Annotated in this window: 17 protein-coding genes; 8 read left to right on the forward strand and 9 right to left on the reverse strand. The window is 73.0% G+C overall.

From position 1 onward, the window contains the following. Positions 1 to 19: 19 nt before the first annotated feature. Entirely contained in the window at positions 20 to 568 is a 549-nt protein-coding gene (locus tag ACIQK6_RS03790; RefSeq protein WP_329105277.1) for an ATP-binding protein, read from the forward strand. A gap of 228 nt (positions 569 to 796) precedes the next feature. Here the strand turns inward: ACIQK6_RS03790 and ACIQK6_RS03795 are convergent, their stop codons facing one another. Together ACIQK6_RS03795 and ACIQK6_RS03800 are read right to left on the reverse strand one after the other, a co-directional pair. Beyond that, a complete protein-coding gene (locus ACIQK6_RS03795) occupies positions 797 to 2074 on the reverse strand; it encodes an ROK family protein (RefSeq protein ID WP_329105275.1) in 1278 nt (425 codons plus the stop codon). 43 nt (positions 2075 to 2117) lie between these two features. Then, complete coding sequence (locus ACIQK6_RS03800; RefSeq protein ID WP_402694227.1) at positions 2118 to 2777, reverse strand: alpha-ketoglutarate-dependent dioxygenase AlkB family protein; 660 nt, start codon at positions 2775 to 2777, stop codon at positions 2118 to 2120. A 39-nt stretch (positions 2778 to 2816) separates the two neighbouring features. Between ACIQK6_RS03800 and ACIQK6_RS03805 the strand changes: the two genes are divergently transcribed. From ACIQK6_RS03805 to ACIQK6_RS03815, 3 genes are all read left to right on the forward strand, one after another. Further along, positions 2817 to 3560 carry a maleylpyruvate isomerase family mycothiol-dependent enzyme gene (locus ACIQK6_RS03805; RefSeq protein WP_329105272.1) on the forward strand — a complete coding sequence of 248 codons (744 nt, stop codon included), beginning with the start codon at positions 2817 to 2819 and terminating at the stop codon, positions 3558 to 3560. Between the two features lie 51 nt (positions 3561 to 3611). Continuing rightward, positions 3612 to 3863, forward strand: a complete 252-nt coding sequence (locus ACIQK6_RS03810; protein ID WP_329105270.1) for a DUF6332 family protein — start codon at positions 3612 to 3614, stop codon at positions 3861 to 3863. A gap of 129 nt (positions 3864 to 3992) precedes the next feature. Next, positions 3993 to 4799: an SDR family oxidoreductase gene (locus ACIQK6_RS03815; RefSeq protein ID WP_402694228.1), complete on the forward strand. Its 807-nt coding sequence runs from the start codon at positions 3993 to 3995 to the stop codon at positions 4797 to 4799. A 76-nt stretch (positions 4800 to 4875) separates the two neighbouring features. Here the strand turns inward: ACIQK6_RS03815 and ACIQK6_RS03820 are convergent, their stop codons facing one another. Further along, a complete protein-coding gene (locus ACIQK6_RS03820; protein WP_402694229.1) occupies positions 4876 to 6171 on the reverse strand; it encodes an MFS transporter in 1296 nt (431 codons plus the stop codon). Further along, positions 6168 to 6656: a MarR family transcriptional regulator gene (locus ACIQK6_RS03825; protein ID WP_329105263.1), complete on the reverse strand. Its 489-nt coding sequence runs from the start codon at positions 6654 to 6656 to the stop codon at positions 6168 to 6170. Before ACIQK6_RS03825 ends, ACIQK6_RS03820 begins: the two co-directional genes overlap by 4 nt. Positions 6657 to 6692: 36 nt before the next feature. Here ACIQK6_RS03825 and ACIQK6_RS03830 point away from each other — a divergent pair, with 36 nt between their 5' ends. Further along, positions 6693 to 6908, forward strand: a complete 216-nt coding sequence (locus tag ACIQK6_RS03830; RefSeq protein ID WP_402694230.1) for a hypothetical protein — start codon at positions 6693 to 6695, stop codon at positions 6906 to 6908. 186 nt (positions 6909 to 7094) lie between these two features. Here ACIQK6_RS03830 and ACIQK6_RS03835 read toward each other — a convergent pair whose 3' ends face one another. The 3 genes from ACIQK6_RS03835 to ACIQK6_RS03845 form a co-directional block, all read right to left on the reverse strand. Then, on the reverse strand, positions 7095 to 7235 hold the full coding sequence (locus ACIQK6_RS03835; protein WP_402694231.1) for a hypothetical protein: 141 nt from the start codon (positions 7233 to 7235) through the stop codon (positions 7095 to 7097). Positions 7236 to 7268: 33 nt separating this feature from the next. Then, positions 7269 to 8039, reverse strand: coding sequence for a spherulation-specific family 4 protein (locus tag ACIQK6_RS03840; RefSeq protein WP_402694232.1), 771 nt, complete (start codon positions 8037 to 8039; stop codon positions 7269 to 7271). Positions 8040 to 8206: 167 nt separating this feature from the next. Beyond that, positions 8207 to 8905, reverse strand: a complete 699-nt coding sequence (locus tag ACIQK6_RS03845; protein WP_329105256.1) for a TetR/AcrR family transcriptional regulator — start codon at positions 8903 to 8905, stop codon at positions 8207 to 8209. 156 nt (positions 8906 to 9061) lie between these two features. On the opposite strand from ACIQK6_RS03845, the gene ACIQK6_RS03850 reads away from it, so the two are divergent. Beyond that, positions 9062 to 9520, forward strand: a complete 459-nt coding sequence (locus ACIQK6_RS03850) for a nitroreductase/quinone reductase family protein (protein ID WP_402694233.1) — start codon at positions 9062 to 9064, stop codon at positions 9518 to 9520. 85 nt (positions 9521 to 9605) lie between these two features. On the opposite strand, the gene ACIQK6_RS03855 is transcribed toward ACIQK6_RS03850, so the two are convergent. Together ACIQK6_RS03855 and ACIQK6_RS03860 are read right to left on the reverse strand one after the other, a co-directional pair. Continuing rightward, positions 9606 to 10034 (reverse strand): hypothetical protein, encoded by a 429-nt coding sequence (locus ACIQK6_RS03855; protein ID WP_329105252.1) that lies wholly within the window; start codon positions 10032 to 10034, stop codon positions 9606 to 9608. A 77-nt stretch (positions 10035 to 10111) separates the two neighbouring features. Then, complete coding sequence (locus tag ACIQK6_RS03860) at positions 10112 to 11317, reverse strand: geranylgeranyl reductase family protein (protein ID WP_402694289.1); 1206 nt, start codon at positions 11315 to 11317, stop codon at positions 10112 to 10114. A gap of 382 nt (positions 11318 to 11699) precedes the next feature. On the opposite strand from ACIQK6_RS03860, the gene ACIQK6_RS03865 reads away from it, so the two are divergent. Together ACIQK6_RS03865 and ACIQK6_RS03870 are read left to right on the forward strand one after the other, a co-directional pair. Next, positions 11700 to 13064, forward strand: coding sequence for a dipeptidase (locus ACIQK6_RS03865; RefSeq protein ID WP_329105251.1), 1365 nt, complete (start codon positions 11700 to 11702; stop codon positions 13062 to 13064). 169 nt (positions 13065 to 13233) lie between these two features. Next, entirely contained in the window at positions 13234 to 13935 is a 702-nt protein-coding gene (locus tag ACIQK6_RS03870; protein ID WP_329105249.1) for an MBL fold metallo-hydrolase, read from the forward strand. Positions 13936 to 13961: the final 26 nt, after the last annotated feature.

Genomic DNA, 13961 nt, shown 5'->3' on the forward strand with positions numbered 1-13961 from the left:
ATGTCGGGGAGTCGCAGCCGTGATCAGTCATTCCCGCAGGCACTGCGTCGTCGAACTGCAGGCCTTGCCGTCGCGGATCGGCCAAATCCGCAGAATCGTTTCTGCACAACTGCGCCACTGGGAGCTCGACCCGCTCATAGACCGGGCTGCGCTCGGTGTGACGGAGCTACTCAGCAACGTCCACCGCCACGCGCAGCCGGACAAGACCTGCACCGTGGAGATCGAGCTCCGGCTCGGGCGACTGACGGTCTCGGTCATCGACAGCGATCCGCGGCTGCCCGTCGTCCACGGGGCGCGGGCGGAGGCCCTGGAGACCTGCGGCCGCGGGCTCGCCCTGGTGGAGGCGCTCAGCGAGGCCTGGGGGGCGCGCGAGCGGCCCGACGGCCCCGGAAAGGCGGTGTGGTTCTCGCTCACGGCGGCCCCGGCCCGGGCGGCGCCGGTACGGCCGGTCCCCGTCGGGGCCACGCCCGTACGAGAACCAGCGCGTGCGGTGCTCCTGGCCGTCGATCCGGGGGCCGTCGCGACGGGCCTGCCGGTGGCGTCGCCGGTCGGCGCCCGACCCGGGTGACCGGCCCCGGCCCCGGGCTCGGCCCGACCTGCGGGGACGGCCCGACGTGCGGGCCCCACCGATGTGCGGGCCGAGCCGATGTGCGCGGACGGCCCGGGCACGACTGCCCAGCACTACGGAGCGGGCACGGACCGGGCCGGCCGGGGACGGAACGGGCACGGACCGGGCACGGACCGGGCCGGCCGGAAACCTCGCGGACCGCCGTTGGGCCAGTGCGTGGCCCGGCGTTTAGGCCAGGGCTCCCAGCGGGTCGTCGAGCACCGGCTGCCACGCCAACTCCGCCGCGCCGACCAGGCTGTTGTGGTCCAGGGTGCACGGCAGGATCGGCACCCCGCCGCTGCGTCCCCAGAGGCTGCGGTCCGCGACCACCGCGCGCAGCCGCTCCGGGTCGGCGTGCAGCAGCTCCCGGTGCAGCCCGCCCAGGATGATCCGGTCCGGGTTGAGGATGTTCACCAGGCCCGCGAGTCCGAGCCCGAGCCGGTCGATCAGCTCCTCCGTGGCCGCCCGTACCGCCGGTTCCGCCGGCTCGTCGCGCAGCAGTTCGCGGGCCTGCTGGAGCAGCGACACCTCGGGGCCGGGGCTGCGGCCCGCTGCGGTGAGGAAGGCCAGCGGGTCCGCCTCCACGTCCAGGCAGCCCCGGCTGCCGCAGTGGCAGGCCCGTCCCTCGGGGTTCACGGTGAGGTGGCCGACCTCCAGGGCCAGGCCCGAACTCCCGCTGTGCAGGCGGCCGTCCAGCACCAGCGCCCCGCCGACCCCGCGGTGCCCGGTGGCCACGCACAGCAGGTGCTGGGCGCTGCGCCCCGCGCCGTGCCGGTGCTCGGCCAGGGCCGCGAGGTTGACGTCGTTGCCCGTCAGGGCCGGGCCGTCGATCCCGGCCGCCTTGACGCACTCCGCGAAGATGGCCCGTACGGGAGAGCCGGCCGGCCAGGCCAGGTGCAGCGGGTTCAGCGCCGTACCGTCCGGCTCCGCGACCGCCGAGGGGACCGCGAGACCCGCCCCGACGCAGCGGCGGCCGCTCTGCGCGAGCAGCTCCGCGCCCGCCTCCACGACCGCGCCGAGCACCTGCGCCGGATCGGCGGAGACGGTGACCTTGCCGGGTGCGGTGGCCACGATGCGGCCGCCGAGGCCGACCAGGGCGGCCCGGAAGCCGTCCGAGTGCACCTGGGCGGCCAGCGCCACCGGGCCGTCCTCGGCCACCGAGAGCCGGTGCGAGGGGCGGCCCTGGGCTCCGCCTGTCCCGCCGGTCCCGCCGGCTCCGCCCGGGCGGGAATCGACGCGGATCAGCCCGAGGGCCTCCAGCTCGGCGGCGACCGCTCCGGCGGTGGCCCGGGTGACCCCGAGCTCGGCCGTGAGCACGGCGCGGGTCGGGGCGCGGCCGGTGTGGACGAGCTCGAGCGCCGGTCCGAGCGCGCCGCGCCCCCGTTCCAGCCTGGTCCGCGCAGCCGTACCGGAAGCGGATGGCGCGGTCACATCCCCCACCCGCGGCGGGGCCCCGTTGCCGTTCATAGCATCGATCCTCGCATGATCGGAGGCTGCCGGGTGCCGCCTCTCAGCCCAGCCCGCCGACCCGGAGTGTGATGTTCAGCCGCCCGGTCAGTCCGAGCTCCTGCGGGCCCGTGCCCGGCAGGACCTTCGGCACCCCGTGATAGGCCAGCCGGCTCTCCTCCCCGAAGACGAAGAGGTCCCCGCTGCGCAGCTCCACGTCCCGGTACGGGAGCCCGCGCGAGGCGGTGTTCCCGAAGCGGAAGACGCAGGTGTCGCCGAGGCTGAGCGAGACCACCGGCGCCGGGGACCTCTCCTCGGCGTCGCGGTGCATGCCCATGCGGGAGTCGCCGGCGTAGAAGTTGATCAGCGCGATGTCGTAGGCCGTCCCGGGCCCGGGCGGCGGCGGGTCCCCGTACGCGGCGGTCACCGCCTCCCGCCCCAGCTCGGCGAGCCACGGCGGCATCGGTTTGACCGGTGCACCGTCGCCGTCGACGACGGTGCGCGCGTAGCCGTACGGGTACCAGTGCAGGCCGAGGCACACCTGGCGGGCGGTCATCACCCCGCCGCCCGGGGTGCGTACGGTGCGCAGGCCGGCGGGCGGCCGGGCCCACGCGCGGCAGGCCGCCAGCAACTCGCCCTGCCGCCCCGCCCCGAGCCAGTCCGGCACGTGCACGGCACCGGGGGCGAGCACGGTCCGCTCGCGCGGAAAGAGTTCCCCGTCCATGCCCTCCATTGTCCCGGGCGGGCTGATAGGACTCACGGTATGAAGATCACCGAACATGTGAGGGCCCTCGCCCGCGAGGGCGAGCTGCTCGCCGAGGTGGCGGAACGCGCCGGTACGGAGTCCGCGGTGCCCACCTGCCCGGGGTGGCGGGTCACCGACCTGCTGCGGCACACCGGCTCGGTGCACCGCTGGGCCACCGCGTACGTCGCGGAGCGACGGCTGGAGCCGGTGGGCTTCCCGGACGCGCCGGAGCTGGTCGGCGGCGAGCTGCTGGCCTGGTTCCGCGAGGGCCACGCGGACCTGGTGCGGACCCTGAACGAGGCGCCGGACGACCTGCAGTGCTGGACGTTCCTCCCGACGGCCCCGCCCTCGCCGGTGGCGTTCTGGGCCCGGCGGCAGGCGCACGAGACCGCCGTGCACCGGATGGACGCGGAGACTGCGCTCGGCGTGTTGTTCTCCGCAATGGCGCCGGAGTTCGCCGAGGACGGGGTGGACGAGCTTCTGACCGGCTTCCACGCCCGGCCGCGCAGCCGGGTGCGGACCGCCGAGCCCAAGGTGGTGCGGGTGCGGGCCGCCGACACGGCCGCGGTGTGGACCGTACACCTGTCGGCGGAGCCGGCCCGTACGGTGCGGGGCGACACGGGCGAGGTGGCCGACTGCGAACTGACCGGCGAGGCGGCCTGGCTGTACGCAGCGCTCTGGAACCGGACCCCGGTGGCGGGTCCGGGGGTGACGGGCGACCTGGCACTGGCCCGGCTGTGGACGGAGACGGCCGGAATCTGAATGACGGGCCGGGGGCTTGTGACGGGCTGTGCACGCTGTGACACTGCACGCATGGAGCGACGTACGCAGGCGGACCGGGACGCGATCACCATCGAGATCGGCTACGCCTTGGTCAGCGCCTCCTTCGCGGCCGCCCTCGCTTTCGGCGCGGTGTACGGACCCGCGCTGGCGTTCTCCCTCTCCACGTCGACGCGCCGGATCCTGGCCGTGGCGGGCGGGATCCTCGCGGTGGCAGTGTTCCTGCTCCGGGTCACCCACGTGCTGCTCGGATTCGCCCGCCGTCCGGAGAACGACGGGCGCTGACCACGGGCCCGGCGTCGCCGGCCGGCGCCCGCGAAGGGATCGGCACCCTGCTCCGGGGCCACCCCGGCCTAGGCCCTGTCGCCCGCACGGCCGGAAAATCGGGTGCCGCGTTCAAGGCGGCCCGCCAGGATGACGGACATGACCGGTGAGACGGGCGCGGGAAGTCGGCAGGGCGGGGGTGCGGCGGGGCGCCCGCTCGCCTTGGTCACGGGGGCCGGACGTTCGGCGGGGATCGCGTCGTCCGTCGTACTGAATCTTGCTCGGGCCGGGTGGGACGTGGCCTTCACCTACTGGACCCCGTATAACGCGCGGATGCGGTGGGGCACGGAGTCGGGTGCGCCCGAAGGGCTGCGGTCGAAGGTGACGTCCTTGGGGGCGAGGACCCACGCGGTCGAGGCGGACCTCAGCGACCCGGCCGTGCCGGCGCAGCTCTTCGACAGCGTCGAGGGTGCGCTGGGGAACGTCACCGCGCTGGTGCTCTGCCATTGCGAGTCGGTCGATTCGGGCCTGTTGGACACCACGGTGGAGAGCTTCGACCTGCATTTCGCGGTCAATGCGCGGGCCTCCTGGCTGCTGATCCGGGAGTACGGGCTGCGGTTCCGCGGGCAGCACGGCGGCGGGCGGATCGTCAGCCTGACCAGCGACCACACCATCGGAAACCTGCCGTACGGGGCGAGCAAAGGTGCGGTGGACCGGATCACGTCGGCCGCCGCCCACGAGTTCGCCCACTTGGGGGTGACCTGCAACTCCGTCGATCCCGGACCGACCGACACCGGGTGGATGACCGAGGAGCACGAAGCGGAACTGATCCGTTCCACGCCCCTCGGCCGCCTCGGTGTGCCGCAGGACTGCGCGCATCTCGTCACGTTCCTCTGCTCCGCCGAGGGGGGTTGGATCAACGCCCAGCTTCTCCGGAGCAACGGCGGCCTGGGCTGAGCGAGCGACGATCGGAGCGTTCCACCGCTGCGGCACGCGGCACGCCCGGTGCGGGGTCGTCAGGGCTGGCGGACCATCAGGAGCCCTGACCGGCGGCCGCCTGCACGGCGGCGACATCGGGGGCGGTCGCCTTCGCGGCGGCGGGGGGCGTGCGGTAGGCACGAAGGGGTGCGTTGACCGCGGCCACGGCGGCGACCACCAGGACGGCGGACAGTCCGCCGAGGGCCAGGGAGAAGGGGGCGGAGGTGGCGGACGCCAACAGGCCACCACGGAAGTTGCCGAGTTCGGGGCCGGCGACACCGATGACGTGTTCCATCGAGGAGACCCGCCCCCGGTACGCGTCCGGGGTCTCGCATTGGACCAGGGCACCGCGGGTGACGACGGAGACGGTGTCGGCGGCGCCCGCCACGGCCAGGCAGCCGAGCGCCAGCCACAACGGCCCCGCCAGACCGAAACAGGCCAGCGCCAGGCCCCAGACACCGGCTGCGCACAACTGTACGAGGCCGCCGCGACGCCAGCGCGTCACCGTGCCGGAGAGCAGACCGGCCGTGATCCCCCCGACCGCGACGGCGGAGAGGAACAGGCCGAGGGTCCGCGGGTCTCCTCCGAACCGGATCTCGTTGACCAACGGGAAGAGCGCAATGGGCATGGCGAGCAGCGTTGCGGACAGATCGGTGGCCATCGAGCCCCACAACGTCGGGCGACGCAAGACGAACCGCCAACCGCCGCGCTCCGGCCGGCGTCTGCCGCCTGCCGCAACGGTACCTTCGGGCCGCACGGCGGGCAGGCGGATCACCGCGAGCATCGAAACGGCCGTGGCCATCGCCTGGACTGCGTAGGCGGCAGGGAAACCCCAGCGGGCGATGAGCAGTCCGGCCATCGCGGGCCCGGCCAGCATCGCTGCCTGGAAGGAGACGTTGGTCAGCGCAAGACCGGCCGCGACCTGGTCGCCCGGCAACAGCCGGACCGGGAAGGTGCGCCGGGCAGGAGCGCCGAGAGCACTGCAACTCGTCCCCACGGCGACCAGGGCGAGCAACAGGAGCACGCTGCGGTTGTCCGCCAGGGCCTGGGTACAGAGCCCGGCGGCGGCCAGCACCTGGCCCGCGGTGGTGACCCGCACCACCGCACGGCGGTCAACGGCATCGGCCAACGTGCCGCCGATCAGCCCGAACAACACCATCGGAAGGCCGGTGGCGAGCCCGATGGCGCCGGTGCCCACGGGGCTACCGGTGAGGTCCCAGACCTGGGCCAGCACCGCCACGTTGGCTATCTGTCCGCCGAGTTGAGAAGCCGAGGTACCGATCCACAGGTCTCGGAATGCCCGACTGCCGTGCAGCGGGCGGGTGTCGAGCAACCGGATGCGCACCCTCATCGCGGTGGCTCGACGAGGTGGTGGAGGATCCGCTGCCGCATCGACCTGCGTTCCAGCGCCCGACGCACCTCCTCGACGACGGCGGTCATCGCGTACGGGACCTCGCCGTCCAGCTCGGCCACCGTCGCGTGGGTGGCGCGCCACTCCGCCTCCAGGAACGGCACCAGAGACCTGCCGCGCTCGGTCAGGTCGATGCGCCGGGTGCGGGCGTCGGGCCCCGGCTCGGAGGTGACCAGATCCTCCTTGCGCATGGCGGCGACGGTCTGGCTGATCGCGGAGTGGGAGCGGTCCAGGGACTTCGCAAGCTCGCGAATGGTCAGGGGTCCCGTGTGAGCGAGCCGGATGAGCGGATAGGCGAACCGGGGCCGCACCCCCTCGATGCCGCGTTCGACGTAGACCTGCTCGATCTCAGCATCCATGGCCGCAAGGAGCGCGTGCAGGGCGCGCCAGGGATCGGGTAGCGCAGTGGGATCCGTAGATGTCACAGCGCTAATATAACAGTGCTGCAATAATCTGCACTCGTGATCGATCGTTCCTGGTTTCCTGGTCTCGGCGAGTTCGACGGCGGGGCCGCCAGCCGTCGGCGTCGCCCCACCCGGGGTCGCTCTGGCCGCAGCGCCGGGCAACGACAGGGTGTTCAGGGCGGGGCGGATCCGGCGAAGACGTTGAAGGAGGAGTTCCACGACCTTGCCGATCTCGACGCGGCACTTGAGGCGTGGGAGGACCGTCTGGGCTAGGTGCAGTACGATCCGCGCCGCACGGCCGGGGCGCTCAGCCTGTGCGATGAAGGCTGCGGGCTGCTGGTCTAGCTGGTCTGGCTGGTCGTCACCGGATCGGAGCGCGGCCGGATGTGGCGTGATCGGCGCGGCGACGGCGAGGACCTTTACGCGCGGAATGTCGCACGGCCCCACCGCCCAGCACCCTCAACCGAGGGTGGCCGCGTACGTGGTCTGGGTGCGGTACTTCCATGTCGGGCCCGCGTTCCAGGGATTGGGCATGACCGTGCTGGTCGCGTACGCGTAGCCCGCGCCGCGGGCGAAGGCCGTGCGCAGGGTGGCGCGCATCGCCCCGTGGTCGGGGACGTCGTGGACCAGGTGTCAGAACGCCGTCCCGCTCGGGTCGAGTTCGGCGCCGGAACGGTAGCCGGAGAGGTGGTCGAAGACGTTGCCGCCGAGCCAGCCGGCGCCGTTGTACGCGGCGTACGTGTCCTCGAACGTGACGAAGACGTCCGCGGTGCGGTGGCCCGGCTCCAGGTAGCAGTCGGCTATGGCGGTGCCGGGATTGTTGACGACGAGGTCGGGGGTGGCCGGGTCGGCGGCGTCCATCGTGTCCTGGACGTAGCGGCGCAGCTCGGCGTAGTAGTCGCGGGTGGCGTTGGCGGGGCCGCAGTCGCGGCTGACGACGTCGAAGAAGATGCCGTCGACGTGGAGGCGGCCGTCGGGGGTCTTGAGGTAGTTGTCGACGGAGGCCTTGATCGCGACGATGTCGCGGTTGCCGTGGTCGGTGTGGACGTAGCCGAGCACCCGGGTCTTCTCGCCGGTGGAGGTGGTGCGGGTGCGCAGCGCGTCGGCGCGGGCCCGCCAGGGGCCGTCGAACGGGGAGTCGCCGTTCCCCGGGTTCAGTACGACCACCGAGGGGGCCGGAGCGGTGGCGGTGAGATCGGTCAGCATGGGGTCGTTCGCCCAGACGTACGCGGGGACGCCGATCTCCAGGCCCCGCACGCCCGGAGTCCGGGGGGCGGGGGGCGGGTCGGGCGCGGGGGCGGCCGGCCGGGGCACGTCACGTGCCGCGGCGATGATGGCGGGCGCCGACGCGGCCAACAAGGCAGCGACCAGAGCGGCGTACAAGGCCTTCACGGCGCGGGGCATGAACGTTTCCTCCGGCGGCGAAGGGGGCGACCCGAGGAACATTAGACGGGCGGTCCCTCACCCAAGGCCGAACCACACCCATTCGCACGAGGAACACGAGTGCGAGCCATCCCCTGATCATGTGAACCCCATCGGTCTCCACAACGGTCCGCGCCTGCGCCCTCCCGTCACACGGCCGGCAGTCCGACCCCGTGTGCCAGCTGGTCGGCGGCGTGCGCGAAGAAGGCGGCGCGGTCCTCGACGACCCGGTTGAACTGGCCGAACAGTTCGAAGGACACCAGCCCGACCAAATGGGCCCAGGCGGCGACCAGAGCGGCCGTGACCGCCGGGGGCAGCCCCTGCGCGAAGTCGGCGGTCATCCGGTCGGCCTCGGCGCGCAGGGCGGGCGGCAGCGGCGGGAGGGCGAGGCCGGGGCCCTCGTACGCGGCGCGGAGGATGCCGATGAAGACGTTGGCTACGCGGGAGGCCGGGCCCACGGTGTCGACGGGGGCGCTGTAGCCGGGGACCGGGGAACCGTAGATGAGGGCGTACTCGTGCGGGTGCTCCAGCGCCCATGAGCGGACGGCCTCGCAGACCGTGATCCAGCGGGCGCGGGGCGGGGCCCCGGTGGCGCGGGCGCGGGCGTCAGCCACCTCGGCGGCCGCGCCGACGCTGTCGTACGCGTCGATGATGAGGGCGGTGAGCAGTTCGTCCCGACTGGGGAAGTATCGGTAGAGGGCGGAGGAGACCATGCCCAGTTCGCGGGCGACGGCGCGCAGGGAGAGCTTGGCGGCGCCCTCGGCCGCGAGCATGCGGCGCGCCTCGTCCTTGATGGCGGCGGTGACCTCGATGCGGGCCCGCTCCCTGGCCCCTCGCACGGTGTTCATGCCGGTCAGTCTGCCACGCGAACGGAGCACCGCCCAGGAAACAGATTGTCGCTCCATTTTCAGAGCACTGCTCTTGTTTTGGTGCGGCGATCCGTGCACACTGCTCTCAAGCGAGAGCAGTGCTCTCTCAATGAGGAAAGCGGCCCGGAGGTCACGATGAACGCGCCCACCCCGTACTACGTCCAGGCCACTCGGTTCGAGACCCGTTTCAACTCGCTCTTCGGCAAGCTGGCCCGCTTCGGCATCAGCCTGGCCGGCACCGCCGAGCTGTCGGTGCGCGGCCGCAAGTCCGGCGAGATGCAGCGGATCCCCGTCAACCCGCACACCTACGAGGGCGCCCAGTACCTGGTCTCGGCCCGCGGCCACTCCCAGTGGGTCCGCAACATGCGGGTGGCGGGCGGCGGCGAGCTGCGCGTGGGGCGCAAGGTGCGCACGTTCACCGTCACCGAGATCACCGACCCGGTGCAGAAGGCCGACATCATGCGCGCCTACCTGGAGAAGTGGGGCTGGGAGGTCAACCGCTTCTTCCAGGGCGTCACCGCCAAGTCCTCCGACGCCGAACTGCAGGCGGCCGCCGGTGACCACCCGGTCTTCCGGATCACGGTATCCGGCTGACCCGCGCCCGGCGGCTCGCGCCCGGCGGCCGCTGAGGAAGGCGGCCGGCCGGACGGCGACCGCCCCGCCCGTACCGGCCTGTCGCTCAGTCGAACGGCCGGCGCAGCCGCTCCACCAACCGCTCCCACAGGTGGTGCCGCCACAGCCAGAGCGGCAGCTCCCGGTGCGGTACGAAGGACCACAGGTCGTCGTCGGCCTCGTTGCCCCGCGGGCAGTCGCGCAGCAGTTCCAGACAGCGCCGGTCCACGGTGCGGTGGAGCCGAGCGACGTACGCCAGGGCGATGACCCCCTGCTGGCGGACCTCCCGGTCCGCCGACTCCAGCGCCCTCGCGACCAAGCGGAGCACGACCTCGGGGTCGGCGTGGTGGAGGGCGAGCCCGATCACCGCCGCCCCGACGTTCGGCTCGCCGCGCCGGAACGCCGCGAGGACGACCTCCGGCCGGTCCACCCCGAGGAGGTTCGAACCGCCCCGCCAGTCGGGACCGCCGTCCGTGCCCCCGCCGTCCCCGCGCACCCCCCCTGGGCCGTCTCTTCCGGATCTTGCCTCGCCCGCGGCGTCCGGCAAGATCCGGAAGAGACGGCCGACAGGACCTAGCCCCGGCCGCCGCCGCTGCGGGCCGCTGCCGCCTGCCGGGCGTCCATCATGTGCAGCGCCTTGCGGGCCAACGGGTACGTACGCACCAGCTCGGCCAACGTCGTCGAGCCCCGCGTGATCCGGGCGAACGCCCGCCACGCCGGACCGAAGCCGGTGATCGCCGCGTGCAGCATCCGCGGCCGCACCTCGAAGAGGTTCAGCATCCGCTTGCCGACCCCCATCTCCACACCCAGCCCGGCCTTCACCGCGAAGGCGTAGTTGAGGGCCTGGCGGCGGGCGTCCACGGCGTCCTGCGCCTCGGAGATCTTCACAGCCCACTCCCCTGCCAGCCGCCCGGAGCGCAGCGCGAAGGAGATGCCCTCCCGGGTCCACGGCTCCAGGAGTCCGGCCGCGTCACCCGCCACCAGCACCCGGCCGCGCGAGAGCGGCGAATCGGGCTTGCGGCAGCGGGTCAGGTGCCCGGAGGAGACGGCCGGTTCGAAGCCGGCGAGTCCGAGCCGGGCGATGAAGTCGTCCAGGTAGCGCTTGGTCGCGGCGCCCTCGCCCTTGGCCGAGATGACGCCGACGGTCAGGGTGTCGCCCTTGGGGAAGACCCAGCCGTAACTGCCGGGCAGCGGGCCCCAGTCGATCAGCACCCGCCCCTTCCAGTCCTCGGCGACCGTCTCGGGGACGGGGATCTCCGCCTCCAGGCCCAGGTCCACCTGGTCCATCTCCACCCCGACGTGCGCACCGATCCGGCTCGCGCTGCCGTCCGCGCCGACCACCGCGCGGGCCAGCACGGTCTCGCCGTCGGCGAGGACCACGGCGACGGTGCGTCGGTCGGGAACGGCCGCCCCGTGCTGTTCGACGCGGGCCACGGCCGTACCCGTCCGGACGGTGGCACCCGCCTTCTCCGCCTCGGCGACCAGGCCGGCGTCGAACTCGGGGCGGTTGATGAGCCCGAACAGCATGTGCTTCGAGCGCCGGGTGCGGGTCAGCTTCCCGTCCATCGAGAAGGTGACCGCGTGGATGCGGTCCTTGAGGGGCAGCACGAAGCCCGGGGGCAGGGCGTCGCGCGAGGGGCCGATGATGCCCCCGCCGCACGTCTTGTAGCGGGGCAGCTCGGCCTTCTCCAGCAGCAGGACGCGCCGCCCGGCCGTCGCCGCCGCGTACGCGGCCGAGGACCCGGCAGGTCCCGCCCCCACCACGACCACGTCCCACACCTCGCCGGTCTCCCCGACCGCCTCGTCGCCCGCCCGCTGGGCGTCCCGCCCCGTGCCCTCGCCTGCGTCTGCGCCCGCGTCCACGCCTGCGCCTGCGTCTGCGCCCGCGTCCACGCCTGCGTCTGCGCCCGCGTCCACGCTTTCGCCTGCGCCCGCGTCCATGCCTGCGTCTGCGTCGCGTACGTCGTCGTCGCTGCTCACGATGTGTTGCTGCTCCTGATCACCCGGTTGCTCCGATGCCGGGGAAATCCTACGGCGAGAGACCGCCCCGTCTCGCTGTGCGAGGATCAAGACTGCCTTTCGCCGTACCCGGCATACGCACACCCCGCGGATGCGGGCGGCGTACACGGAGAACAACGTCGCACCCAAAAGGAGCGTGCCCATGTCCCAGAATCCGATCGCCGAGACCATCGCCTCGCTGATGCCCCGCGCCAAGCAGGAGCTGACCGAGCTGGTGGCCTTCCAGTCGGTGGCGGACTGGGCGCAGTTCCCCAAGAGCGAGAGCGATGCCGCCGCGAACTGGGTGGCCGACGCGCTGCGCGTCGAGGGCTTCCAGGACGTGGCGCTGCTCGACACCCCCGACGGCACCCAGTCGGTCTACGGCTTCCTGCCCGGCCCCGAGGGCGCGCCGACCGTTCTGCTCTACGCGCACTACGACGTCCAGCCGCCGCTCGATGACGCGGCCTGGACCTCCCCCGCCTTCGAGCTGACCGAGCGCGACGGCCGCTGGTACGGGCGCGGCTCGGCCGACTGCAAGGGCGGGTTCATCATGCACCTGCTGGCGCTGCGCGCGCTGAAGGCCAACGGCGGCGTACCGGTGGGCGTGAAGGTGATCGTCGAGGGCTCGGAGGAGCAGGGCACCGGCGGCCTCCAGCAGTACGCCGAGGCGCACCCGGAGCTGCTGGCCGCCGACACCATCCTCATCGGTGACGCGGGCAACTTCCGCCTCGGCCTGCCGACGGTGACGGCCACCCTGCGCGGCATGTGTCTGGTCAAGGTGAAGATCGACACGCTGGGCGGCAACCTGCACTCGGGCATGTTCGGCGGCGCCGCCCCCGACGCGCTGGCCGCGCTGATCCGCGTACTCGACTCGCTGCGCACGGCGGACGGTTCGACGACCGTGGACGGGCTGGCTTCGGACGAGGTGTGGGACGGCCTGCAGTACCCGGAGGCGGACTTCCGCGCCGACGCGAAGGTGCTGGACGGGGTCGAGCTCATCGGCGGGGGCACGATCGCGGACCGGCTGTGGGCCCGCCCGGCCGTCACGGTGCTCGGCATCGACTGCCCGCCGGTGGTCGGCGCGACGCCGTCGGTGCACGCGAGCGCCGGCGCTCTGATCAGCCTGCGGGTGCCGCCGGGTGTGGACACCGCCGCGGCCGTCAAGCTGCTGCAGGCGCACCTGGCGGCACACACCCCGTGGAAGGCGCGCCTCGAACTCGAGGTCGTCGGACAGGGCCAGCCGTTCCGGGCGGACACCGACAGTCCGGCGTACGCGTCGATGCGCGCGGCCCTGGAAGCCGCCTATCCCGGCCAGGAGATGCAGATCAGCGGCATGGGCGGGTCGATCCCGCTGTGCAACACGCTGACGTCCCTGTACCCGGAGGCGGAGATGCTGCTGATCGGGCTGAGCGAACCGGAAGCGCAGATCCACGCGGTCAACGAGAGCGTGTCGCCCGAGGAGCTGGAGCGCCTGTCGGTGGCGGAGGCCCTCTTCCTCGTCAACTATGCGGAGTCCAAGCGCGCCTGACCCCTCGAGGTGTCTTGTCGATCGAGCCCGGCCCGATCGACAAGACACCCCGTGCGGGCGGTACCGGCCGACCGCCTCGTGTACGCCCAGGGCGCAGTGCGCCCTGGGCGTACTGCGCTCCCGGTGAACTCGGCCGCACACGGCGGGCGGACGGTCGTACGTTCGGCGTATGGATCTTGTCGAAGTACTGCCGAACCGGCTCCACATGCTCCGCTTCCCCATCGGCCAGGCCTACCTCTGGCAGGACGGTGAAGCCCTCACCCTGATCGACGCGGGCCATGCCGGATCCGCCGACCTGATCGAGCAGGCGATCCGTTCTCTCGGGCTGGCGCCCGAGCGGCTGGAGCGGATCGTCCTCACGCACTGCCATGGCGACCACGTCGGGGCGGCGGGCGAGCTCGCCGCCCGCTGGAGCGCGCGGGTGCTGGCGCACCGCCTGGACGCGCCGGTGATCCGGGGCGAGCGGCCGGTGCCCGAACCGGTGCTGCTGGACTGGGAGATACCGCTGTACGCGCACGCTCTGACCGTCCCCGAGGCACCGCCCACCCGGGTCGACCACGAGGTGGAGGACGGGGAGGCGCTGGGCTTCGGGGACGGGGCGTACGTCGTCCACGCCCCCGGTCACACGGACGGCAGCATCGGGATCCACCTCCCGCACCACGGCGTGCTGTTCACGGGCGACTGCGTCGCCGCCGTCGGCCCGTTGATGTTGGGCGTCTTCAACGTGGACCGCGCCCGGGCGATCACCACCTTCCGGCGTCTGGCCGCGCTCGCCCCGTCGATCGCCTGCTTCGGCCATGGTGATCCCCTGACGGAGAACACGGCGGAGGCCCTCGCCAAGACGGCGCACGAGGCGGCGGCGACCGGCTGAGGTCCGGCTCCGGGGGCCGTCCGCGC

It is taken from the genome of Streptomyces sp. NPDC091682 (assembly GCF_044756625.1).
GTDB lineage: Bacteria > Actinomycetota > Actinomycetes > Streptomycetales > Streptomycetaceae > Streptomyces.